At 52.6% G+C, this 21,567-nt stretch carries 25 protein-coding genes; 12 read left to right on the top strand and 13 right to left on the bottom strand.

Features of this window, described 5'->3' with window-relative positions; all coding sequences use genetic code 11:
• Positions 1 to 4: 4 nt before the first annotated feature.
• The 13 genes from ADA01nite_RS21945 to ADA01nite_RS06465 all read right to left on the bottom strand — a co-directional run bounded on the left by ADA01nite_RS21945 (position 5) and on the right by ADA01nite_RS06465 (position 8,144).
• Positions 5 to 163 carry a hypothetical protein gene (locus ADA01nite_RS21945; protein ID WP_164828012.1) on the bottom strand — a complete coding sequence of 53 codons (159 nt, stop codon included), beginning with the start codon at positions 161 to 163 and terminating at the stop codon, positions 5 to 7.
• Entirely contained in the window at positions 138 to 1,061 is a 924-nt protein-coding gene (locus tag ADA01nite_RS06525; protein WP_246147248.1) for an AbrB/MazE/SpoVT family DNA-binding domain-containing protein, read from the bottom strand. The genes ADA01nite_RS21945 and ADA01nite_RS06525 overlap by 26 nt, the downstream gene beginning before the upstream one ends.
• Positions 1,048 to 1,296 carry a hypothetical protein gene (locus ADA01nite_RS06515; protein ID WP_146809151.1) on the bottom strand — a complete coding sequence of 83 codons (249 nt, stop codon included), beginning with the start codon at positions 1,294 to 1,296 and terminating at the stop codon, positions 1,048 to 1,050. Before ADA01nite_RS06515 ends, ADA01nite_RS06525 begins: the two co-directional genes overlap by 14 nt.
• Positions 1,297 to 1,310: 14 nt before the next feature.
• Complete coding sequence (gene zapE / locus ADA01nite_RS06510; RefSeq protein WP_146809150.1) at positions 1,311 to 2,252, bottom strand: AFG1/ZapE family ATPase; 942 nt, start codon at positions 2,250 to 2,252, stop codon at positions 1,311 to 1,313.
• Positions 2,218 to 2,499, bottom strand: coding sequence for a hypothetical protein (locus tag ADA01nite_RS06505; RefSeq protein WP_146809149.1), 282 nt, complete (start codon positions 2,497 to 2,499; stop codon positions 2,218 to 2,220). The genes zapE and ADA01nite_RS06505 overlap by 35 nt, the downstream gene beginning before the upstream one ends.
• Complete coding sequence (locus ADA01nite_RS06500) at positions 2,438 to 2,944, bottom strand: hypothetical protein (RefSeq protein WP_146809148.1); 507 nt, start codon at positions 2,942 to 2,944, stop codon at positions 2,438 to 2,440. Before ADA01nite_RS06500 ends, ADA01nite_RS06505 begins: the two co-directional genes overlap by 62 nt.
• Positions 2,941 to 3,585, bottom strand: a complete 645-nt coding sequence (locus ADA01nite_RS06495) for a hypothetical protein (protein WP_146809147.1) — start codon at positions 3,583 to 3,585, stop codon at positions 2,941 to 2,943. Before ADA01nite_RS06495 ends, ADA01nite_RS06500 begins: the two co-directional genes overlap by 4 nt.
• A gap of 5 nt (positions 3,586 to 3,590) precedes the next feature.
• Complete coding sequence (locus ADA01nite_RS06490; RefSeq protein ID WP_146809146.1) at positions 3,591 to 3,983, bottom strand: hypothetical protein; 393 nt, start codon at positions 3,981 to 3,983, stop codon at positions 3,591 to 3,593.
• Positions 3,980 to 4,234: a hypothetical protein gene (locus tag ADA01nite_RS06485; RefSeq protein ID WP_146809145.1), complete on the bottom strand. Its 255-nt coding sequence runs from the start codon at positions 4,232 to 4,234 to the stop codon at positions 3,980 to 3,982. The genes ADA01nite_RS06490 and ADA01nite_RS06485 overlap by 4 nt, the downstream gene beginning before the upstream one ends.
• Positions 4,227 to 5,240 carry an AAA family ATPase gene (locus ADA01nite_RS06480; protein ID WP_146809144.1) on the bottom strand — a complete coding sequence of 338 codons (1,014 nt, stop codon included), beginning with the start codon at positions 5,238 to 5,240 and terminating at the stop codon, positions 4,227 to 4,229. Before ADA01nite_RS06480 ends, ADA01nite_RS06485 begins: the two co-directional genes overlap by 8 nt.
• 23 nt (positions 5,241 to 5,263) lie before the next feature.
• A complete protein-coding gene (locus ADA01nite_RS06475) occupies positions 5,264 to 7,261 on the bottom strand; it encodes a TnsB C-terminal domain-containing protein (RefSeq protein WP_146809143.1) in 1,998 nt (665 codons plus the stop codon).
• Positions 7,262 to 7,620: 359 nt separating this feature from the next.
• Positions 7,621 to 7,833 carry a helix-turn-helix domain-containing protein gene (locus tag ADA01nite_RS06470; protein WP_127488429.1) on the bottom strand — a complete coding sequence of 71 codons (213 nt, stop codon included), beginning with the start codon at positions 7,831 to 7,833 and terminating at the stop codon, positions 7,621 to 7,623.
• On the bottom strand, positions 7,830 to 8,144 hold the full coding sequence (locus ADA01nite_RS06465; protein WP_146809142.1) for a hypothetical protein: 315 nt from the start codon (positions 8,142 to 8,144) through the stop codon (positions 7,830 to 7,832). The genes ADA01nite_RS06470 and ADA01nite_RS06465 overlap by 4 nt, the downstream gene beginning before the upstream one ends.
• 214 nt (positions 8,145 to 8,358) lie before the next feature.
• Between ADA01nite_RS06465 and ADA01nite_RS06460 the strand changes: the two genes are divergently transcribed.
• The 12 genes from ADA01nite_RS06460 to ADA01nite_RS06405 all read left to right on the top strand — a co-directional run bounded on the left by ADA01nite_RS06460 (position 8,359) and on the right by ADA01nite_RS06405 (position 21,563).
• Positions 8,359 to 8,814 carry a helix-turn-helix domain-containing protein gene (locus tag ADA01nite_RS06460; protein ID WP_127488427.1) on the top strand — a complete coding sequence of 152 codons (456 nt, stop codon included), beginning with the start codon at positions 8,359 to 8,361 and terminating at the stop codon, positions 8,812 to 8,814.
• A gap of 547 nt (positions 8,815 to 9,361) precedes the next feature.
• Positions 9,362 to 11,518, top strand: coding sequence for a type IA DNA topoisomerase (locus ADA01nite_RS06455; RefSeq protein WP_146809141.1), 2,157 nt, complete (start codon positions 9,362 to 9,364; stop codon positions 11,516 to 11,518).
• 64 nt (positions 11,519 to 11,582) lie between these two features.
• On the top strand, positions 11,583 to 12,170 hold the full coding sequence (locus ADA01nite_RS06450; protein WP_146809140.1) for an S-layer homology domain-containing protein: 588 nt from the start codon (positions 11,583 to 11,585) through the stop codon (positions 12,168 to 12,170).
• Between the two features lie 155 nt (positions 12,171 to 12,325).
• On the top strand, positions 12,326 to 13,384 hold the full coding sequence (locus ADA01nite_RS06445) for an NAD(P)/FAD-dependent oxidoreductase (protein WP_170230169.1): 1,059 nt from the start codon (positions 12,326 to 12,328) through the stop codon (positions 13,382 to 13,384).
• 192 nt (positions 13,385 to 13,576) lie between these two features.
• Complete coding sequence (locus tag ADA01nite_RS06440) at positions 13,577 to 15,268, top strand: sensor domain-containing protein (protein WP_146809138.1); 1,692 nt, start codon at positions 13,577 to 13,579, stop codon at positions 15,266 to 15,268.
• Between the two features lie 91 nt (positions 15,269 to 15,359).
• Positions 15,360 to 16,916 (top strand): ABC-F family ATP-binding cassette domain-containing protein, encoded by a 1,557-nt coding sequence (locus tag ADA01nite_RS06435; RefSeq protein WP_146809137.1) that lies wholly within the window; start codon positions 15,360 to 15,362, stop codon positions 16,914 to 16,916.
• A gap of 98 nt (positions 16,917 to 17,014) precedes the next feature.
• Positions 17,015 to 17,239, top strand: a complete 225-nt coding sequence (locus ADA01nite_RS06430; RefSeq protein ID WP_146809136.1) for a hypothetical protein — start codon at positions 17,015 to 17,017, stop codon at positions 17,237 to 17,239.
• Between the two features lie 41 nt (positions 17,240 to 17,280).
• On the top strand, positions 17,281 to 18,495 hold the full coding sequence (locus ADA01nite_RS06425; protein WP_146809135.1) for a DUF2157 domain-containing protein: 1,215 nt from the start codon (positions 17,281 to 17,283) through the stop codon (positions 18,493 to 18,495).
• Positions 18,492 to 19,016, top strand: coding sequence for a GDYXXLXY domain-containing protein (locus ADA01nite_RS06420; RefSeq protein WP_146809134.1), 525 nt, complete (start codon positions 18,492 to 18,494; stop codon positions 19,014 to 19,016). The genes ADA01nite_RS06425 and ADA01nite_RS06420 overlap by 4 nt, the downstream gene beginning before the upstream one ends.
• 115 nt (positions 19,017 to 19,131) lie before the next feature.
• The gene (gene eutS, locus ADA01nite_RS06415; RefSeq protein WP_146809133.1) at positions 19,132 to 19,473 is read left to right on the top strand and encodes an ethanolamine utilization microcompartment protein EutS; all 342 of its coding nucleotides are present in this window, start codon (positions 19,132 to 19,134) and stop codon (positions 19,471 to 19,473) included.
• A gap of 17 nt (positions 19,474 to 19,490) precedes the next feature.
• The gene (locus ADA01nite_RS06410) at positions 19,491 to 19,991 is read left to right on the top strand and encodes a EutP/PduV family microcompartment system protein (protein WP_146809132.1); all 501 of its coding nucleotides are present in this window, start codon (positions 19,491 to 19,493) and stop codon (positions 19,989 to 19,991) included.
• A gap of 129 nt (positions 19,992 to 20,120) precedes the next feature.
• Positions 20,121 to 21,563 carry a GAF domain-containing sensor histidine kinase gene (locus ADA01nite_RS06405; protein ID WP_146809131.1) on the top strand — a complete coding sequence of 481 codons (1,443 nt, stop codon included), beginning with the start codon at positions 20,121 to 20,123 and terminating at the stop codon, positions 21,561 to 21,563.
• Positions 21,564 to 21,567: the final 4 nt, after the last annotated feature.

Here is a 21,567-nt window from a genome sequence, read left to right as displayed (position 1 = left end):
GGAATCACTCCTTCCCGATCAGGCGCTCGCACTCTTCGACGGTCATCTGGCGTCGGTACATGCCGCCGGTGACGGCGTTCAGATCGGCGTCGAACATCTTGTCGAAGTCCGGGCTCATCTCCACCCGCGCCAGTTCCTCAATCTTCTGCTGCGGCATTGCCATTGTCTTCATCCTCCTTCGCATATTCGAGGCCCACGCTGATGCTGTCCTCGACAAAAACGGATTTTCTTACGTCTTCGATCTGCTCGTCGGTCAGCTCGCCGAAAAACCGCTCGATCAGCTCGGCGTTCTTCGCCAGGCGGATCGCGTCGAGTTCCTCTTCCAGGTCGCCCTGCACGCCGACCGTCTCCAGCAGCTTTTTGTCCTTCAAATAGTCGCCTTTGAGCTTCTTTTTGACGGCCTTCATCGCGTCGGGCGAGAGGCCGAGCCCGCGCAGCACGTCGTCGATCACGACCGACTTGTCATAGTCGCCTTTGAACAAGGCGATCAGCGCCGCCTTGAACCGCGCCTCCGTGTCGTATTTGATTTCCTCTTTGCGGACGATCTTCGATTTCGCGATCTCGCCGAGAACGGAGACAAGGCGGTCGTAGTTGTCGATCTCGAATTTCTCCTTGTAAACGGCGTTGAAGTGCCCGGCGCTGCCAAAGATTTGCAGGAAGGACAGGTTCCGGTTGTCCATTACCGCGAAGGCTGCCGTCGTCAGCTCGGCCTTGATGGCGTCGAGCCGTTTCTTGTCTTCTTTCATGCTGCGTTCCAGGCGGATCGCTTCATCGACCAGGGCGGCCAGCTGTTCCTTGTTCATGACGGCGACACCTGCCCGACGAAGGCGTTCGCGAATTTGCGCTCGGACACATCCACATCCATGTTTTCGACGCACTTGGCGCAGACGAACCGTCCCATATAGGCATTGCCCGTTCACGCGCTGGAGGAGGATGGTGCCGTCCTCGGCGCAGACCTCAATCTTGAACCGTTCGCCGCCGGTCAGGCCGAACTCGCGGCGCAGGGCAGACGGCAGGGTGATGGCTCCGGTTTTGTTAATCTTCTTGTTAAACGACTTCAAGGGAATGTCTCCTTTCGCTCATTGAGATTTTTTGTTCTTTGAGCAGCGTGCAGTACGCTTGCTCGGCGGCGACCAGGCGATGGATCGCGGCGTCCACGAACGCCGGTTCCGCTTGGTCGAAATGCTGCCAGGCGATCGCCAGCTCTTTCCGGGCGCGTTCAAGCTCGTGGCTGGCGGATGGGGCGGGAGGGTCGTTCCGGTGTCGCCTGGCTTGGTTTAGCAATTGCAGCAGCATGGCCTCGCCTCCTTTCAAAAGGTTTCGCGGTCTTTCTTGCGACCGTCTTCGCCGTCCATGTGCGCGTGCTTCATCATCTGGTTCAGGCGGCTGCGTATCGCTTCGACTTTCTCTTCCAGCCGGTGCTTGCGCATGGCCTTCTCGTACACCTGGTCAGGCGCGTAGTTGCTGGTCGCGAACGTCGGCAGGTTGCCGGTGAACCGAGCGTTCACGATCTCGAACATGACATCGACCGTGAACTCCGTTCCGGCCTCTTGGCCGAACTCGTCGATGACGAGCACCGGCGTCGTGCAGTACGCCTCGATCAGGGTGTCGAGCGATTCCTTCTTTGAGAGCATGCCGCGCATGTTGCGGAAGATCGCGTCGGTACGGATGAATAGCACCGGCACGCGGCGTTCTTCCAGCCGGTTGACCATCGAGAGGACGAGATGCGTCTTTCCCGTTCCCGGCGGTCCGTATATATAAACACCCTTATCGCTTGCGCCGGGCGTGAACTCCTGGGCGAACCGGTGGATGTACGCGCACAGCTTCTTGTGACGCCGTTTCTGCGCGTCCGGGAAGTTTTCAAAGGTGAAGTCCTTGTCGCTGGCCGCCTTCCCGGAGAGGGAGAGCAGCCGCTGCCAGCGCAGCTCCCGGTGGTATTCCAGGAACGGATCGCACATGCGGTGCAGACTGTTAATATGACCGCCTTGGATGTCAAGGTGAATCTGTGTGCCTTCTTGACCCGCAGGGCGGCGGCAGGATGTATAGCCTGTGCATCCCCGGCATTCCTCGACCTGCTTCGCCCGATCCATGAGCTGCACCGTCGCCCTGCGAATCTGTTCATCAGTTGCGCCGAGCTCCGCCAGTTCCGGCAGCCGCTCGCGAAAATATTCCGGCGTGTACCGATTCATCACTTCAGCAAACCGCGCTTGCCATGATTCATTGCCTTCCAGCGCTTCCTTGATGCTCTGCATGCGCCTCGCCTCCTTCCAGCGGCACGAACAGCACTTCCATGACCAGCTTGTCCGGGTCGAACCGGATCGCCTCGATCTGGCGGTCCGACGGTTGCTTTTCGACCTGCCGCAGTAAGCTGTGCAGGCTGACCGCAGCCGTTCCGGCGGTCAGGATGTGGGAGAAGAGGACGAAGCAGCGGTTCGGATCAGGCGGGATCGCCATCTTGATCCGTTCCGTCGGCGCTTGCTTGGCCTTCGGTTTCGCCATTGCTTTCACCGCCTTTTTGCCCCGGAACGAACCGCCCTTCGGCGATCGCGATGATGTCGTCATAGGTTTTGACTTCACGCCGGTTGTCGTGGAAGTCGCAGATCGCTTTCATGAACTTCAAGAAGCCGACTTCCTCGTCCGTGATTCGGTGATCGTCGAAGATCGAAGGCTTCATCGCCGCCTTCGCTTTAATCTGTGCGAGCAGCGTGCCGCCGACCAGCCCGAAATAGTGGGAGAGCTCGATGTGCGTGATATGCGATTGATGCCAGCGCTCCGCGACCTCCCTCGCCAGCTTCTTCCGGTTGATTTTCGGCTTCGGAGGCATCGGCTTGATGCCAAGGATGCGGCGAAGCTCCGCCCTCGTCGGCTTTCGTTCTTTCTTGCGCTTGCGGCGCTTCAGGGAAGGGGAGGAGCTCCGCTTCGTCGGTTTCGTTGTTGTGGTCATCGGAACGCCTCCTTCGGTATCTGGATGTCGTGCAGGAAGCGGATCGCCATCGCCGCGACCTGCATCATCTCGATCCGGGCGTGGATCGGGTCGTTCGCCTTGATCGCCGCCCAGGCTTCTTCGAGCTCTTCCTTCAGTACGGCGTAGCCTTCATGCGCCGAGTGGAAGGGTGGAAATTTTCCCATCGCCCGGCGCAGCTCCAGCTGCACGTCGCAGATGATGTCCTCGATCCGGCTGTCCGATCGACTGGCCGGAGCCGGGGAGGGCTGGCGCTTCACCGTTTCGTCCTCGGATTTGAACGGAGAGCGCGGGCTGCGGATGCCCCAGGCTCGCATCTTTGCTTGCAGCGTGTTCTTTTTCATGCCTTGCTCTTGCTCGATCTGGTGGATTGTCTTGCCCTTGGCGAACTCGGCAAGCACGAGCTCCTTCGTGACGTGATTGTATTTGCGCGGCGGCAATTGGATCGGCCTCCTTTCCTGAACGCCGTCGGCGTTCGTGATTTTCGGCGGGGTCGCGACCCCGTACTTAATCCGCTCCTCTTCGGTCATGGGCCGGGTGACGCACTCGCTCGACCAGGTGGCCCGCAGCTCGACCTCCCTTTTCGGAATCGGCGTTCCCGTATGGCCTCTTGTTGATGGCACGGTCATCACCACAATTCGTTCAATTTGATTTCGAGTTTCGGCCTGCCGTCCGGCATCGTCGCCGATCTCTCCGGCGGTGGGTTTATATAGCCGGTGTGAACCACTCTCACGATGTCTTTCGCAGCGTAGCGCTCCAGCACATAGGAGACAGCACCGGCCTCATCGATCACACCTTCCACGCAAACGATGCGGATGCCGCCTTCTGGCGGTTCAAATGCGACATCGTAAATGCGGAGAGGTTTTCCCCAATACAGGCGGCGACGTTCCCGCCCGCGTTCCTTTGCTGCCGCGATCCGCCTTCGCCAGGATCGAACCCATTCGGCATGTTTTGCCCGGCGCGACGGCTTGATCTGCGGAGGCGGGGCGGACTTGGGGCGAATGTTTCGCTTGTCCTTCATCGGCCTGTTCGCCTCCCTCGCTTGCGCCATTTGCGCCAGTTTTTGGCCTGGCTTTTCTTCTTCCGGTAAGACAGCTGCGCGATCCGTTTCCGCCTGGCGATCTCCCGCTCGACGATCACCCGCAGCGCCGGATAGTGCTTCGCCACCGCCTGCACGATGGCGCGGACGGTGGCGGTCACAACTTGGATGAATCGCTCGAAAAATTGCTTGATTTCCGGCGACAGCTGCGGCGGTGTGATGGGCTCACGCATTAGCGGTCAGGTTGATCTGGCCGATGTGGAGGACCATTTCCTCGGTGATCGGCTCGCCTTTCGTCATATCGAGCAGCACGTCGAGAATCTCGACACAGTTGCGCAGGCCGCCCTTGCGCGGGTTCAGGGCGATCTGAATCATGACCTTTCGCGCTGCGCTCGTCAGGTTCACCCGTTCGAGCAGCTGCTCGACCTCCTCGCGGGACGGTCCTTGCAGGCGCTGGTGGAACGGGGCGCGGTCGGCCAGACGCTTTAGTTCCGGGCGCATGTCCGCGAAGTCAAGGAACATTTCCGCCAGGGCGAGGTTGCCGACCAGGGCGACGCCGATGTTCCCGGCCTCGTCGTAGATGTCGCGCAGCGCCTCGTATTTGTCCGCCGACTTCAAGAGATCGGCCTCGTCGAAGATGAGGAAGTACGGCGTGCGCTTCAGTTGCTTCACGATCCGGCGCGTCAGCTGGTTGGCCGATCCGGTGTCCGGCAGGCCGAGCGCATCGGCCAACTCCTGAAGCAGACTTTTGACCGTATGCGTGCTCTTGCAGCGGATGTAGATCGCGCTGCCGGGATTGGTCAGCAGGTACTTCTTCAGCGTCTCGGTCTTGCCGAGGCCCGGATCACCGGCCACGATGCCGAACTTGTGCTTCGTCGCCGCCTTCTTCAGCACGTAACGCATGCGTTTGACATCGTTCGTCTCGATGAAGGGGAGTTCGTCCGCGCTGGTGATGTAATCGACGGCGGGAGCTTGTCCCGCCTCGTCCTGTTCGTCCTCCCAGGTGCCGATGCTCCGCAGGTAATTTCTGACCGTCTCCCGAAGCTCTTCACTTTCGGGATATTTTCCGTTAACATAGAGGGAGATGGTGCTCCGAGATTTGCCTAGTTCCCGAGCAACATCTGTGATCTTTGCGCCCTCCTCCTGAACCAGTTTCGCGAGGAGGGTTCTTTCTTTGGACCACCCCTCCATGCTGATCGCCTCTCCTTCGTCGCGTTGAACCAAATGTGCTACTGCCATCTGGCATTACCTCCTTCGATTGATTATCCTTCCGTGCCCTCACGCAGGATGTACTCATCTAGCGCGCTGACCGTCTTGGTCTGCCGTTTCGATCTTGCCGGTTTCCCTTGCTCCTCACGCTGCTTGACGACCTGCTCGGTGCCGAGCATCGCCCGGACGTTGCTTTTCGCGCTGCCGACCTCGCCGGTCTTCATGCGGGCACCGGCTCCGTCGCGTTCGGCGACAACCTGTTCCAGCGTCGCATGCGATTCGCGCAGCAGCTGCTTGACTTGCTTGCGGCGGGCGGCGCGGCGTTTGAGAAATTCCTGCACGTCGTCCTTCGTGGCGTTGAAGTCCAGCAGCTCCTTGTTGGTGGCCGTGAACAGATACTTGCCGGTCTTCGGATGGAAGACGAGCAGCTCGCCGATCCGGTTCGGGTCGTAGCGGATGATGACTTTCTGTCCGGCGTATGCGGGCAGTTCCGGGTGCCAGTACCAGCGCGGACGGCCCCGCGTGCCGAACTTCTCGATCCCTTGCGTTTGCACCGCCGCGCGTTCCACATCCATGAGACAGATGTCCAGGGCGCGTTCGTCGGCGAAGCCTTCGCGGATTTTCGGCGTGGAGAAGTGCTTTTGCATCGGTGCCATGCCGAGCGACCGGTGCACCGTCGTGTGATAGTCGTACAGGAACGCCTCGATGCGCTCCGACAGCTCTTCCAAGGTGAGCAGCAAGCCCTTCTCGTGTGCTTCCTTCTCGTCGAACCCTTCGGGCCGGTCTTCGTTGTTCGGTCCGCACCAGCCGGGCTGGTAGCGAGTGAATTGATCGGTGAAGGTGCCGAACCAGCGCTCGACATGTGCCTTGGCCCACGGATGATAGGGCGTCGCGAGCTGGACCTTGATGTCCAGCGTCTTGCAGATGCCGCGCGTTTCCCGCGACATTTCCCAATCCTCATGTTTTTTCCCGGCCCGCACCTGCGCCTTGTAGTCCTCGCCGTTGTCTATGTAGAGCATGCCGGGGATGCCGCCGAGCTCCAGTACGTCTTCCGTGCCGTTGTCGTGCACGATCTTCTTCGGCAGCAGCGCGTGCCTAAGCGCCAGGGCGATCGTGCGCCCATTTGCCTGATCGGACAAGCACCATCCGACCACGACGCGGCTGCAAACGTCGAACCAGACGGTCAGCCACGGTCGGATCGCGCGTCCGCGATAGCTGATGAACATATCCAGCTTGTGATGGTCGCCCATCCAGACCTGGTTGACGAACTCCGGTTCCTTGCGGGTCGCCTTCTCGGCGAATCGCTTCCAGTACGCTTCCTCGCCTTCGCGTGCCAGGCAGCAAAGGTCCGGCTCAAAGTCTTCCATGTCGCTGATATACCGGAACACGCTCGCACGAGACGGTGCTTTGTGACCGTTTGTCTCACAAAACCGGACGGTTTCGCGGTAAACGTGCGCCGGTTTCGGCTTGCGCCGGTCCAGATACTTCGCCCGGATGAATTTCTCCACTTCGGCGTCGATGCTCGTGCGCTGCGGCCCCTGTGTCAGTAGGCGCGATTTGCGCATCAGTCCCAAAACCCCCCATTCCTGAAATTTTTCGATGTCCCGGTACAAGGTGGCCGCGCTCTTGCCGTACTTCTTCGCCAGGCGATTGATCCAGATCGTTCGCTCGACGCCTTGCGGCGGGTTCATCGCCTGCTCAATGATCTCCATCTTGTATTCGGCCTCGGCCATCATCTCCCGGAATTTCTCCTTGCCGACGGCGTGTTCCAGCTCCGCCAGCGTGTACGGGATTCCGGTCGTTTCCGGCTTGTCCGGTTCGGCGGTGCCGACATCGGATGCGGCGGCCACTTCGCTCATCGTCCAGAACTTGCGCTGGACATCGACCGGGAGGGAGGACACTGGAATCACGTAGCTTTTACCTGATCGACCGCCTCGGGCGTTGCTGACTTCTTCTGCCTGGAGCTTTCCGTCTTGAATTTGCTTGCGGATCGCGCGTTCTGTGATCCCGAATAAACCAGCGGCTTCGGTCACGGTAAGTTTTGGCTGCATGTGTTCCCTCCTCTCTTGCGGCTTTGAAGTATTTAATGTAAGCAAATTCCCAAACTACTTTGGATAGAACGCTAGTCGGGCATGATGTACGATAGATTCGTAGATTCGTAAGAGCGGCAGCTTCCCTCCTGACGGCGCTGGAGACGGAAAGGAGGGAACGCCTATGGCGAACGTCGTTAAGATGGACGGTTCCGTCAAACTTGACGGCTCTGTCAAACTGGACGGTAAGAAGCCTGCTGACGGTAAGAAGTAATTGTCGGCGGCTACCACAGCCAAAGTAGCCATTTGATTCTCCGGTAGCGTCACCTACCGGCAAACCATTAAGCTCCAGCGCCTTCAGGAAGGAAGCTGCTTCACTCTTACGCGATCTTATTCAGCTTGTCCGGGTTCATCCCCAGCGCCTGGGCGATCTTGGGGATGAAGGTTTTCCCGGACCGTTCGCCGATCAGGATCAGGTGGAGGTATTTGCCGCTGGTGCCGATCTCTCTTGCGAGCTCGACTTGCGTTTTCCCCACCTCAATCAGGCGCTTTTTCACAATTACACCGAGCGGCGACAGCTGGCGCTTCCTCATGCTGATTCACCCCTTTCCTTGCTGTCTTCTGCCATCCGCATGCCTTGCTGCTTGTAAGCCTCGCGGATAGCCATGTTGCGCAGGTTGCGCGGCGCGGCGATCTTGGCGCTCAAATGGAGCACCGTGCGATGCAACTCGGCGACCAGCTCCTGCTCCTGTCTTTCGAGCAGCTCCGCGTAGGATTCCAGCGCCTCCTGCTGTGCGAAGGATGCGGTAAATTCGCCGTCCGTCACATTCAGCTTGATGTCGCCGAGAATCTCGCGGGCGATCGCTGCCGATGCCTCGCGTTGATCCGCTAGTGCTTTGTTCATTTTGTCTCACCTTCTTCCCATTTGAGACATGAAAATCTCGGATTCTCGTATTCAGTTTTCAAGGATCGACTGTTTGCGACTTCTTAGGTGTGATAGAATCGCTGTGATGGTGTTTTCTATCTAAACCGATTATATCTCGGATTTCCGAGATTATCAAGCGTTAATATCGTTATTCCGAGATTTTTTTACTATTATCCGAGAATGGGGTGTTTCTATGAAAACAATTGGTTCGAGGTTGAAAGAAGCGAGGAAGCGCAAGGGTTTGACGCAGATTGACATTCAAAAAGCGACCGGCATATCGAGCGGCAATTTAAGCGACATCGAAAACGACAAGTCTATGCCGTCCGCTGCCGCACTAATCTCGTTAAGCCGAGAATTGGAGGTTTCGATCGATTGGATATTAACAGGGGAGGAAAGGTTTGCGATTGAACCGGCTTCGCCAGAACGAAAGGCGAGTGGTTACTCCGACATTGATCTTTCACCGCAGGATATTGAGTTCTTTGCGAAGGTTAAACAGCTGACGAAGGAAAACAGGATCAAAGTCGAAGGGATCGTCGAAGGTTTGCTCATTAGCCAGGACAGCAACCCGCAAGGCAGGACGGGAGCGTCGTCCAGATCGACGAATGGTTACGAACGCGAAGAGGCCGCCGCAAAAAGTAAGTTGGCTTAATTTTTTGGCCTTCTTGATAGATTTTTATATCATTTGCGGTTCCGCAATCGGCGGCACGCGGCGCTGCCGAAAAATACCCAATAATCCAGTAACGGCGCGGGTTTTCGCGGAAGTTCCGCAATCATTGCGAGTTCCGCAATCAAGTTCCGCAATCAGGAGGCCGTTTCGGGCTGAAAATTGGCCGTTGCCGCGCGGTCGTAAACGCCGATAACGCCGTAGTAACGCGGGTTCTAACGATTTTGCTAACATCCGCGCGTCGATGCGTTACTCGTCCGGCAAAAGTGCAAAAAAGAGGACGACCTGACGGAATTTCGTCTCACTCCGTCAGGTCGTCCTCGATCCATACTGGACACACTCACACACTCACATTCCCTTTATTTTATTGGGTTTTTGTAACGTCATGTAACGTCGAATAACGTCCAGGAACGGGGTTTTGTTTTTCTCATTTTCAGTGATACCCGACAATTTATTGGGGGGATTATTAGTGGATGTTGCTAAAGTGAAATATACGATATCTTATTTGTAATATGGAAACCGGGGTGAGTATGTGCCTAAAGTAATCATCACAGAAAAGCCATCTGTTGCCAAAAATATAGCAGATGCGTTAAACATCAAGACCAGACGGGATGGATACTTTGAGGGGAAGGACTATATTGTCACATGGGCTTTTGGACATTTACTGCAACTTTATGATGCTAAAGATTATGATGCAAAGATGTCTAAGTGGAATATGGATAATTTTCCTTTTATCCCTTCTGCTTTTCGATATAAAGTTAAAGTTGATCCAAAGAATAAAGAAAAGCCGGATAAAGGCGCTGAAAAGCAATTAAAAATCATCTACAGTTTATTAAGACGAAACGATGTTGATATGGTCATATCCGCTTGTGACTTTGATCGGGAAGGTCAAATCATAGGTGATACCATTATTTATAATCTTAAAACAAAAAAGGATGTCTATCGCTTATTGCTTAACGAATGGACGCCTGATGAGGTGCGTAGAGGACTTCAAAATATCAAGCCCAATACAGAAATGAAGCCGCTTCAGGATGCCGGCATTAGCAGACAATGGGCGGATTGGGTGATCGGTATTAATTTAACTTCTGTGGCAACGCTGAAGTATCAGAAAGGCCGGGGACAGGCACTTAATATTGGCAGGGTACTGTTGCCAACATTAAAGATTATTTATGACCGTGATAAAGAAATAGAGAGCTTTGTTCCGGAAACGTACTTTAAATTAACAGCAACATTTAAAACGAAAAATAATGATGAATACGAAGGAACGTACTTCGAAAATGAAGAAGACAAATTTAAAAATAAAGAAATGCTAGAGGACATTGAACAAGCTTTACAGGATAAAACAGCTACCGTTATTGATAAACAAGTTGAGCAAAAACGGGAGTATCCCCCGTATTTATTTAACCTTTCGAATTTACAAGGGTATATTACAAGCAAATACAAAGGTTGGACCTCTGATAAGGTACTAAAAGTAGCACAATCTTTATACGAGAAGAAGTTTATTACGTATCCAAGAACCGCAAGCGTTGTATTGGAAGAAAGCCTGGTTGGAAGAGCGGCAAAGGTACTTGAGACCTTAAAAAAGGGGCTGCCTTACGAAAATGAGATCAAGTTCAGTAAATTAAAAAGGGTGTTTGATAACTCGAAAGTAGAGAGCCACAGTGCCATTGTACCGACATATTTGATTCCAAAATCTCTAACAAGAGACGAAGAAATGGTATATACGGCAATTAAAAACCGGTTTATTATGCAATTCATGCCTGTTGCGGAATATGAAGAAACGAAAATAACGACGAAAGTAGATAGCAGTGAAATCACCGGCGTATTCATTTCTAAAGGGAAGGTTCAACTTGTTGAAGGATGGAAGAAAGTAGAGCAGATTGAGTCCAAAGATATGATCTTACCATTTGTTAATGTAAATGAAATCGTAAGTATAGTAGAGCATACGATTTCTTCTCATGTAACTAAGCCGCCAAAACATCATACAGAAAAGACGCTGCTGCGGGTGATGGAAACATGCGGAAAGCGTTATGATGATGAAGAGAGCGAAGAAATGATGGACGCGATCCTAAGCGGCTTTAGTATAGGGACACCTGCTACAAGAGCCGAAACGATTAAAAAGCTAAAAGATGTCGGTTATATTACCACACAAAATAAAAGCTTATTGTGCACAGAATTAGGAAAAAGACTGGTAGAGACATTTCCAATTAAAGAACTGTTTGATTTAGAGTTTACCGGAAGATTGGAAAAAACGTTATTAGATATAGAAAAGCAAAAGTTTACGAAAGACGCATTTATGAGGTTCATTTTTGATTTTACCGCAAACTCTGTCGCTAAAATAAAAAATGAAAAAGAAGTTACCATAAATCAGATAACAACTGAGAAGAAACAAATGGAAGTGCTGGGCAAATGTCCAATATGTGGACATGGAATTATTGAAGGACAAAAAGGGTTTGGATGCAGCAACTGGAAAAGCGGATGCAAATTCGTTATATGGAAAAACGACAAATTTCTATCGACGATGAAGAAGAAGCCAACGAAAACAATGGTAAAGACGCTGCTTAAAAATGGGGTTGTTACGGTAAAAGGATTAACGAGTAAAAAAGGTAATAAGTTTGATGCGAATCTAAGATATGAAAAAAACCCCGACAATGAGTATTTTAGTTGGAAAATAGAGTTTATCAAGTAGATGATGGGCCGAAAAACGGGAAGCTTGCGTTTTCTTTCCCGGAAAAGAAATAGGGGGATGGGCATTGCGGTGGAAAAAACCAAAAAAACATATTGTTGCCATGTGGATAGCAGGGATGATGGTACTGACTGCATCTCCGGTGTCCGCCGCCCACTTCAGCGACATGCCATCCACACACTGGGCGTATGCGAGTGTAGAGTGGGCCTCGAGGCAGGGAATCGTAACCGGCTATGAGGACGGTACATTTAAACCTTCGCGCCAGGTGACCGAGGCCGAGTTTCTTGTGATGTATATGCATTATTTCTTTAATATGGACAGTATTCCTGACAGAAGTGCCGAGCAGAAATATTGGGCAGATTCATACTACCAGAGCGCAGCCGAGCTGCATGTGCCTGTACAGGGCGGTGCGTACAAGGATGGTCCCGTTCGTCGAGGGCTGGTCGCCCGCATGATTACAAAAGCAATCGGCTACGATTACAGTGAAAAACAGGCAGTCGAATGGCTGCTGGAGAAAGAAATCGTAAGTGGACGAGAGGCGGGCACTCGGACGTACGCTTCGTATGCCCCGGATGCGCCGCTTGCCCGCGCGGAAGCAGCGCAGCTTTTCAAAACCTTGTATGAAAAGGACTATACACGCTTTATTTCCCGTTAAACTAAAGAACCGGAGAACGGATTATCAGTCGTTCTTCGGTTTTTTAGTTGCCAATGTTCACCGGATCTTTTGTTTTCCGTCTCTTTCTCACCCTGTATAATAGTAACAAAATACCGATTTCTTTTCTCATGATTTTCACAGAAAAGAGGGATAGAATGCCAGGAGTTCCAAAGCAGCCGATCGTGATTATCGGCGGAGGCATAAGCGGTTTGATGGCGGCCCGCACGCTGGTAGAAGCGGGGGAAGAGCAGGTAGTGGTGCTTGATAAAGGGCGAAGCGGCGGAGGAAGACTTGCGACTCGCAGAATCGGAGATGTGGCCTTCGATCACGGCGCGCAATATTTCACGGTCCGCACGTCTGAGTTTATGGCATACGTTGAGGAATGGAAGAAAAACGGATGGGTAACGGAATGGTTCGGCGCCCCGCATGTCAGGTATCGGGCTGACGGTGGGATGAACCGGCTTACCCGCCACCTGGCGGAGCCGCTGGATATTTGTGTACGTGTGCGTGTGACCAGTGTGGAGGCCGAGCCGAACGGATGGCTTCTGCACTGGGTATCGGAAGAGCAGGAGTACGTGCCGCAGACATACGATGAAGTAATGCCGGAAGATATTTATGATCCCGGCAATAAGGCTAATATACGCGCACGGGCGCTGATTGTGACGGCTCCTCCGCCTCAGGCACTCTACCTGCTGAAGCAGGGCGGTGTCCAGGTTGATGAAGAACAGGCGAGCAAACTTCGGGCGGTCAGCTACCTCCCATGTCTGGCAGCGCTGTTGACATTAGACGGCCCCTCCGCCGTGCCGGCACCCGGATACATACGGGCCAAGGACCCCGATGAGCCGGTGCAGTTGGTCGTAGACAATTACCAGAAAGGCATCTCAGCCAAACCGGCGCTTACCGTATATGCATGCGGGAAATGGTCACGCGCTCATTTCGCTCAGGCCGATGAGGATATTTTAAGACAGCTCCTGCAGGAGGCCCAAGTGTGGCGGGGCGGGTCTGCTATTGTGGATGCGCAGTTGAAGCGCTGGCGTTTTTCTCTGGCGGAGACCGTCTACCCGGGCCGATTTGCTGAAGTTGCGCATAACGCGCCGCTCTTAGTAGCGGGTGATTCGTTTATCTCCCCGAAGGATGAGGCGCAGCACGCCCGGGTCGAAAGCGCGGTGCTGTCAGGGATTGCAGCGGCAAAGCGACTGCTGGAATTGCTTTAACATAATATCTAAAAAAATATCAAGTCTTTTGATTTAGGTTATATGTACTATCGGAAGGCTTGTATTATTTTTATCGTAAATTATATGTTAATATAGACATTTTTTTCAATTTTTTATAAAATAATTTATGACTATAGAACTATGTTTTCATTTGCTTAATCACATTCAGAGATATTGAGGTGAGGGAGGGCCATGCAAAATGAGGCGGTAACTTCGCTACAGCAAACGGAGAAGCACTATCGGAGACTATTGGAAAAACTCCATAATGTCGTATACAAAGTGCGCTGCCAAGCGGAAACAGACGCAGAATTCATCTATACAATGTTCGAAGGACGAGTAGCGAAGCAGCAGGGGCTGACGACCGAAGCGGTGCGGGGGAAGACGCCGCAGGATTTGTTTGCGCCCAGGTTTGCCGCTTATCTTCAGGCGCAGTATAAAAAGGCCTGGCGGGGAGAAAGTGTTATTCATGAATTTACGTGCGGAGACGAAACGTATTACGTTTCCCTGCTTCAGTCGCAGGATGAAGAAGGAAGAAAGGAGCTTATCGGTTGCTCGCTGGATTTGACGCTGTGCAGGCAGGCAAAACAAAAGATTGAGCATATGCAAAGATACGATGCACTAACCGGCCTGCCGAATCAGCTTGCATTTGACGAATATTTGTATCAGGCGGTGGAAGCGGGAAATGTTTCGGGTAGCCCATTCACACTGATGATTGTTGACATTGATAAGTTCAAAATGATGCACGCCGCCATCGGCCGTACTCCGAGTGAGGCCGTGCTTGCACATGTAGCGGAGAAGCTCTCGCTGGTCTTTGAAGAAGGAACGGTGCTGGCCCGTCTTAGCAAAGACAACTTTGCCATCTTAATCCAAGGGATGGACTGCGAAGAAGCCAGGCTGAAAGCAGTTGAGATTATCTCGCTCATCACATCCCCGATTCAAACAAGCGATACGGAAATTCATGTCACGGCAAGCATCGGTATCAGCATCTATCCGGCGGACGGAGACAGTCCGGAGGAAGTTTTGAAAAAAGCGGAAACGGCCATGTACCGTGCCAAAGAACGGGGGGGCAATTGTTATTGTTTTTATTCGCATGAAATGACGCGCATTGGTGAGCAATGGGTATTGCGCAGCGAGCTTCGCAACGCGGTGCAGCGGGGGGAATTGTTCTTGCATTACCAGCCTCGTTATGCGGTCAGAAGCAAGAAGCTGGTCGGCATGGAGGCGCTTGTCCGCTGGCTGCACCCGGAGAGCGGCGTGCTGTTTCCGGGAAAGTTTATTGAACTGGCAGAAAAAACAGGGTTAATTCTTGAAATTGATCGCTGGGTACTGGAAGCGGCGTGCGCGAGAATGAAGAAATGGAAGGACTTAGGAAACATTTGTGCCCTCGTATCGGTGAACCTATCGTATCTCCATTTTAAAGAGCTTGGCTGCGTGCAGATGATTATGAATACGCTGCGTAAGACAGGTCTTGCTCCTGAATGCCTGGAAATAGAATTGACAGAGAGTGTGTTTGTCGAAGATCCGGAAGTGGCGCTGGAAGCAATCCGGCAGCTAAAAGCGCTGGGTGTCCGCATTGCCATTGATGATTTCGGCACGGGTTATTCCGCGCTGCATTACTTGAAGAAATTCCCATTTGATACGCTGAAAATCGATCGCTCGTTCTTAGAAAATGTTACGGTTTCCGAAGCGGACGGTGTCATCCTGCAGACGGTGATTGATATGGCGAAAAAACTGAATTTACGGGTGGTGGCGGAAGGCGTGGAAACGGAGGAACAGTTAAGTTATCTGCGCGCTCATGCCTGCGATGAAGTGCAGGGCTATTTGCTGGGCCGACCGGTACCGGAAGAACAAATGGAAAAATTGCTGCTTTCCATGTATAACTGATTCATTTCTTCCCCCTGATCGGGTATGATGGAGAAGATGTGCGGTGTATGAGCCGCTTCTTCATACCGCTATAGGGGGATTTATTGATTCTATGAGTCTGTTAACTGTTGAAGGGTTAAGTCATACGTTCGGGGACCGCATTCTGTTTAAGGATGTGTCGTTCCGTCTGCTGCCGGGCGAGCATGTAGGACTTGTCGGCGCAAACGGCGTGGGCAAATCCACACTGATGAATTTATTGACCGGACACTTGGTACGTGATACCGGTAAGGTGGAATGGACGCCTCGTGTCCGTTATGGATACCTCGATCAGCATACGGTGCTGACACCGGGCAAAACGGTGCGGGATGTGCTGAAAGACGCATTCCTGCCGTTGTTTGAATTGGAGAAAGAACTCATGGTTATCTCCGAGAAGATGGCGGATGCTACGCCGGAAGAGCTGGAGAAGCTGCTGGAAGAGATGGGGGACATTCAAGAGCAACTTGATGCGAGCGGCTTCTATCTCATTGACGTAAAAGTGGAAGAGATGGCCAACGGTCTGGGGTTAAGCGCGATCGGTCTTGACCGTGACGTAGCGGCGCTGAGCGGCGGGCAACGGACGAAGGTGCTGCTGGCGAAGCTTTTGCTCGAGAAGCCTACGGTGCTTTTGCTCGACGAGCCGACGAACTATCTGGACGTTGAGCATATCGAGTGGCTGAAAACGTATTTAAAAGAGTATCCATTCGCGTTCATTTTAATCTCGCATGACACGGAGTTTATGAACGATGTGGTAAATGTCATCTACCATCTCGAATTTTCAAAGCTGACGCGCTACAGCGCGACGTACGAGAAGTTTCTTGAGATGGCCGATATGAACAAAAGACAGCACATCAGCGCTTATGAGCGCCAGCAGGAGCACATTAAGAAGACGGAAGACTTTATCCAGCGCAATAAAGCGCGCTACTCCACCAGCGGGCGCGCAAAGAGTCGGCAGAAGCAGCTGGATAGGATGGAGCGTATCGAACGGCCGGAAACGGCGCTGAAGCCGACGTTTATATTCAAGGAATCGCGGGCGAGCGGAAAAACCGTATTTGAGGCACGGGATCTGGTCATCGGTTATGATCGTCCGCTTCTGCCGCAGATGAACATGACTGTCGAACGCGGGGAAAAGATTGCGATTGTCGGCTGCAACGGTGTCGGAAAGTCGACGCTCTTAAAGACGATTCTCGGAAAGATCAAACCGTACGCGGGCTCCGTGTACCGGGGAGACTTTTTGTACCCGGCCTATTTTGAGCAGGAAGTGAAAGCAGGAGGCGTAACTGCGCTCGATGATGTGTGGAATGCGTTTCCGAGCATGAATCAGCACGAGGTGCGGGGGGCGCTGGCGCGCTGCGGCCTGAAAAATGAACACATTAACCGTCCGCTCAATATGCTCAGCGGGGGTGAGCAGGCGAAGGTGCGCCTGTGCAAGCTGTTAATGGACGAAAGCAACTGGCTGCTGTTCGACGAGCCGACCAACCACCTTGACGTGGTGGCCAAGGAAGAGCTGAAACGGGCGCTGAAAGAATACAAAGGTACGATTCTTCTTGTATGCCATGAGCCGGAGTTTTACGAGGATTGGGTCACACGCGTTTGGAACGTGGAAGAGTGGGCATTGAGAGTAAGAGCGTAAGGATAGAGGGTAAGGAACATGTTCCTTGCCTTTTTTCTTGCATTGTAAAAAGAAAAAGAGGAGAATGAAGACGAATTGTGGAAGTAAGGGGGAATTCGGTGAAACCATCAGAAGAGAAATGTATGGCCTGCGGCAAACAGGTAGTTCAGCAGGTTTATGCGATTTACCATACCGTCACTGCGGGTAAAAAAGACGGGGATGAAGGTGTGGCTGGATTCCTATGCGAATCATGCGGCCGCAAGCATAAAATGAAACCAATCAAACCGAAAAATCCGTTTGCTAAACTTGAGCAGCTAAAGACGAAAGCGGAGTCTGACTCGTAATCGCTTTGCCAGCCATTAATTTTAAGAAGCGGGGTGAGTGCATGTCGCGAAAGTGGGTGGAAGAAGAGGGTCGCCACTGGGTTGACCGGGGGATTATCAGCGAGGAGCAGTACGGACAGATTGTGGCGCTGTATCCGCATAAAAAAATCGTCAGCGAGCGGCTTCCCATCTTTGCCGCCATTCTGGTCGGAGCCGGCATCCTGACATTTATCGCATCCAATTGGTCGGCCATTCCGCAGTTGATTCGACTGCTGATGATCCTTTTTGCGATGGGGGGATTTTACTGGTTCGGGTACCGGAAAGAAAAGCGGGGGGCACAGGCGTTGGGTCTGTCGCTTATCGCGCTTGGCATTATCACGTTTGGGGCCGGAATTTTCCTGATCGGACAGATGTTTCATCTCGTCGCCTATGATGCGCGTGCATTTATCATCTGGTCGCTTCCTGCCATTGCGCTGGTCTGGATGTACCGAAGCCGCTGGCTGTATTTTCTGGCGCTGTTCATTGTGGACGCCGGGCAGGTGTACAGCGCCATTTCGTTTCAGCAGGTGAGCTGGCTTTTGCTGGTGCTGCTTCTTCTGGGGACAGGCGGTTATACGCTCCGTCACAGCGGGCGTGCTGTTTTTGCTTCGCTTGTGTCCAGCATTCTTCTGCACAGTTTACTGTATTTGATCACAGAAAGCCAGGCCATCGGCTGGCTGGCGCTCATCGCCGCCGCTCTCTATGCGGCGCTCGATTGGCTCCCGAACAGGCGGACGCGCATGGCCGGGCAGTTAGCGGCGCTTGTTTCCGCCTTTTTCCTGGCCGTCTTCTTCATCTTTCTGCTCGGAGAGATGGATCGTGAGCCGGTACCGAATCCGGCAGTGTTTCTTGTATTGTTTGCTTTTACGTTTGCGCTTTCGTTTTTCGGAAAACGAAAGCATAAGGAGACGGTTGCGCTTTTGGAATGGTTCATTTTCCTGCCGTTTTTCTATTGGGAAAGCGCTGGAGATGTCATGTATCTGCTCGTTTTGTTCGTGTTCTCCGGATACCTGCTATGGATAGGGTACCGGGAAGAGGGGAGCGGCAGGGTTAATGCAGGAACGCTGCTGTTTTTATTGAGCACATTTATCGGCTATATTCAAGTAGCCTGGGATTTCCTGCCCAAATCGCTGTTCTTCCTTGTCGGGGGACTTCTACTGTTTGCGCTGAATTGGTTTTTGCAGCGTCAGCGCCGTAAGCTGCTTGAAGGTAACGGCAGAGGAGGTGGCCGTACATGAGACAAAGGAAAGCCCGGGTGTTTTTTGTTCTTTTGCTGCTTCAAGCGCTGTTTCTTGGTGGAATGGCCGCATCGTATTATGCGGTGGACGCGGTGGGAAAGGAGCTGCGTTTGAAAACCGCGCCGGTTGACCCGCGCGACCTTTTCTACGGTGACTATGTCGAGCTTGCCTACGAAATTAGCTCGTTGCCATGGACCTTATGGAAAGGCGGGGCACGCCCGGATAAGAAAGAGACTGTTTATGTGGTCCTGCGCCGCAGCGGGTCGCATGATGCGGCCGTTGCCGTTTATCCTGAGAAGCCGGAGGAGAAGGAAGGAGAGACCGTACTCCAGGCCCGTGTGCGCAGCTGGGGTCAGCCGGAGCAGCTTAACCTTGTATACGGTTTTGAGCGCTACTATGTGGAAGAGAATACGGGAAAGGAACTGGAAGAGAGGCGCGAGCAGGCGACGGTCAGCGTGAAAGTGGCGCCCTGGGGCCAGACAAAAATTATCGGTCTCACGTTCGATGAAGAGAAAAAATAAAAGACGGATGCGTACCGTCCGTTTCTATGCTATACTAAATAAAAAATTGCGCGGCAACGAAGCCCCTGTTAGAGAAGACAGGGGCTTTTGTGCGTTATTAAGAGGAGGAAAATGCATGGCGGAGGAAAAAAAGCGTTTTATTCAAGAGTTTGTTCCGGGCAAGCAGATTACGCTCAGTCATCTCATTGCCAATCCGGACGAAGACATGTTCGATAAGCTGGGGATTCCCCGCGGCGGCGCGATCGGCATTCTTACGCTGACGCCGAGCGAAACCGTGATCATTGCAGGAGATCTGGCGACAAAAGCGGCTCATGTTTCGATCGGGTTTCTCGATAGGTTTACCGGCAGTCTTGTGCTGGTGGGCAGCGTGTCCGAGGTGGAGACGGCCATGCAGCACATTAACGAGTTCCTTGAGCGGAATCTTGGCTACACGTCTTCTCGTATCACGCGATCATAATGGAAGGAGAGAACGAAATGACGAAACAGCACCGCGCCATGCTTATTGGCGCCATTGGAGCGGGCAAGTCGACATTGACGAATGCGCTGCTTGGCCGCGATGTACCGGCGGTGAAAACCCAGTCGCTTGTCTACCGCGATTGGATTGTCGATACACCGGGCGAGTACACGGAAAATCCACTGTTTTACAAGAATATTATGGCTACAGTGTTGGAAGTAACGCATGTCCTGCTTATTCAGGATGCCACAAATCCGAAGACAATTTTCCCGCCGGGATTTACCACCGGGATTCCGAAGCTTTCGATTGGGGTGGTAACCAAGACGGATGCGCCGGGGGAAGACCGCGAGCGAGCGGCCAGACAGCTGAGACGGGCCATGCCGGAAGGGCCGATTGTCTACGTTTCAGCATACAAAAAAGAAGGCTTAAATGAAATTCGCGAGTTAGTCGAATGCGCATCACGCGAAAAAATAAAAGAATATTTGATAAGTTCTAAATCAGAAAATATTTCTGCAATGTAAACCTTTACTCTTAATCTTTTTTTTAGTATGATAATGGTAAAATGAATATCAAACAGGCAAAGGCGCCTATCAACAATGAGGAAGTGTGCATGTTGAAGGAGCCTTTTTTGTTCAAAAGGAGTCTTTCACATGATCGATGCTCTTGATACCTACTCTATCTATCAACGATGTCAGCAATACACTCCTCTTAGCGAAGAAGATATTCAGATTATCGTGGACAAAAGCAAAACGCTGCAAATGATTGCAGATGTGTCCCAGGCGAACGTGTTTATCGACTGCCCGGCCAAGAACAGCAAAGCTGTTATCGTCGTCGCCGAAGCGGCCCCCACAACTACGCATTCTCTATATAAAGAAAGCGTAGTAGGCAAGGAGGTCTTCGAGTCGTACGAGCCCGGGGTATTTCGCGCCTACCGCACGGGAAGGCCTGCGCTGATGAACCGGGCGCTCACGCAGGAGGGACAACATGTTAAACAGAACGTTGTACCGATTAAGAATGACAAACAGCAAACGATCGGCATGCTGATTCTTGAGCAGGACATTACCTTGCAGGTTAAACATGAAAAAGAATTGGCCCTCTTATCGGAGACGACGCAGGAGTTCAGTCGGACATTCTGGGATTTGATCGCAAAGGAGCAATCAATTCCTGACGTGATTGAAGAAGCGTTGCTACTGCTGCGGGAAGACGGAACGATTCTTTATGCGAACAATTCTGCCATCGGACTAATCGAATCCCGTGGTGAACGGACGCGGGAGAATTATATGAACGAGAAGGTGGACAGTATTTTCCCGTTTATAGAGGAAGCCGATTATTTGCACGATGGAGTGATCCAGCGGGAGGTCCATGCTCAGGGGGCGGTCTACATTCTGCGCAGCATTTGTCTGCAGCAGAAGGATAAGAAGCGGCGCCTGCTCGTATATTTGCAGGACATTACCGATTTGAGAGACAAGGAGCGCCAGCTAATGGTTAAATCAGCGGTCATCCAGGAGATTCACCACCGGGTCAAGAACAATTTGCAGACGGTTGCGGGCCTTTTACGCCTGCAGATGAGACGGGGGGTTCCGGACGATGCAAAAGGGCTTTACCAGGAATGTTTAAACCGGATTGTCAGCATTGCAACCGTTCATGAAGTGCTATCATACAATGGCATCGAGCGGGTCGCCATGAACCAGGTCATAGAGAAAATTGCACGCATGTTAATTTACAATATGGCATCCGAAGAATGCAAAGTTGATGTTACGATGAGCATTGAAGAGATTGCGCTGCAGTCTAAGCAGGCGGTGTCGCTGGCGCTGATTCTGACCGAGCTGGTTCAGAATAGCTTAAAGCACGGTTTTACCGGACGAACGTCCGGCCGTATCGACATTGTGTTCCGCATGGACGGAACCGAGATCTACCTATGTGTGGAGGATGACGGAAAAGGCTTTGAGGCACAGTCCGCCGCCGACCAGTTAGGGCTTGAAATCGTCCGCAATTTAACGCACTTTGACTTAGAAGGTACGTTCGAGATTATGCAGAACGAAGGAGGAGGGACGCGCGCCTGCGTTTCTTTTCCGGCAGAGCAGGGGGAATGATGCG

Source organism: Aneurinibacillus danicus, assembly GCF_007991215.1.
Classification (GTDB): domain Bacteria; phylum Bacillota; class Bacilli; order Aneurinibacillales; family Aneurinibacillaceae; genus Aneurinibacillus; species Aneurinibacillus danicus.
This window is presented reverse-complemented; position numbering and strand designations above follow the sequence as displayed.

What these genes read in the sequence shown, in the direction of transcription:
- ADA01nite_RS21945 (WP_164828012.1), bottom strand. Translation starts at nt 163, where the DNA reads ATGGCAATGCCGCAGCAGAAGATTGAGGAACTGGCGCGGGTGGAGATG.
- ADA01nite_RS06515 (WP_146809151.1), bottom strand. Translation starts at nt 1,296, where the DNA reads ATGCTGCTGCAATTGCTAAACCAAGCCAGGCGACACCGGAACGACCCT.
- zapE (WP_146809150.1), bottom strand. Translation starts at nt 2,252, where the DNA reads ATGCAGAGCATCAAGGAAGCGCTGGAAGGCAATGAATCATGGCAAGCG.
- ADA01nite_RS06505 (WP_146809149.1), bottom strand. Translation starts at nt 2,499, where the DNA reads ATGGCGAAACCGAAGGCCAAGCAAGCGCCGACGGAACGGATCAAGATG.
- ADA01nite_RS06500 (WP_146809148.1), bottom strand. Translation starts at nt 2,944, where the DNA reads ATGACCACAACAACGAAACCGACGAAGCGGAGCTCCTCCCCTTCCCTG.
- ADA01nite_RS06490 (WP_146809146.1), bottom strand. Translation starts at nt 3,983, where the DNA reads ATGAAGGACAAGCGAAACATTCGCCCCAAGTCCGCCCCGCCTCCGCAG.
- ADA01nite_RS06485 (WP_146809145.1), bottom strand. Translation starts at nt 4,234, where the DNA reads ATGCGTGAGCCCATCACACCGCCGCAGCTGTCGCCGGAAATCAAGCAA.
- ADA01nite_RS06480 (WP_146809144.1), bottom strand. Translation starts at nt 5,240, where the DNA reads ATGGCAGTAGCACATTTGGTTCAACGCGACGAAGGAGAGGCGATCAGC.
- ADA01nite_RS06475 (WP_146809143.1), bottom strand. Translation starts at nt 7,261, where the DNA reads ATGCAGCCAAAACTTACCGTGACCGAAGCCGCTGGTTTATTCGGGATC.
- ADA01nite_RS06470 (WP_127488429.1), bottom strand. Translation starts at nt 7,833, where the DNA reads ATGAGGAAGCGCCAGCTGTCGCCGCTCGGTGTAATTGTGAAAAAGCGC.
- ADA01nite_RS06465 (WP_146809142.1), bottom strand. Translation starts at nt 8,144, where the DNA reads ATGAACAAAGCACTAGCGGATCAACGCGAGGCATCGGCAGCGATCGCC.
- ADA01nite_RS06460 (WP_127488427.1), top strand. Translation starts at nt 8,359, where the DNA reads ATGAAAACAATTGGTTCGAGGTTGAAAGAAGCGAGGAAGCGCAAGGGT.
- ADA01nite_RS06445 (WP_170230169.1), top strand. Translation starts at nt 12,326, where the DNA reads ATGCCAGGAGTTCCAAAGCAGCCGATCGTGATTATCGGCGGAGGCATA.
- ADA01nite_RS06440 (WP_146809138.1), top strand. Translation starts at nt 13,577, where the DNA reads ATGCAAAATGAGGCGGTAACTTCGCTACAGCAAACGGAGAAGCACTAT.
- ADA01nite_RS06435 (WP_146809137.1), top strand. Translation starts at nt 15,360, where the DNA reads ATGAGTCTGTTAACTGTTGAAGGGTTAAGTCATACGTTCGGGGACCGC.
- ADA01nite_RS06425 (WP_146809135.1), top strand. Translation starts at nt 17,281, where the DNA reads ATGTCGCGAAAGTGGGTGGAAGAAGAGGGTCGCCACTGGGTTGACCGG.
- ADA01nite_RS06420 (WP_146809134.1), top strand. Translation starts at nt 18,492, where the DNA reads ATGAGACAAAGGAAAGCCCGGGTGTTTTTTGTTCTTTTGCTGCTTCAA.
- eutS (WP_146809133.1), top strand. Translation starts at nt 19,132, where the DNA reads ATGGCGGAGGAAAAAAAGCGTTTTATTCAAGAGTTTGTTCCGGGCAAG.
- ADA01nite_RS06410 (WP_146809132.1), top strand. Translation starts at nt 19,491, where the DNA reads ATGACGAAACAGCACCGCGCCATGCTTATTGGCGCCATTGGAGCGGGC.
- ADA01nite_RS06405 (WP_146809131.1), top strand. Translation starts at nt 20,121, where the DNA reads ATGATCGATGCTCTTGATACCTACTCTATCTATCAACGATGTCAGCAA.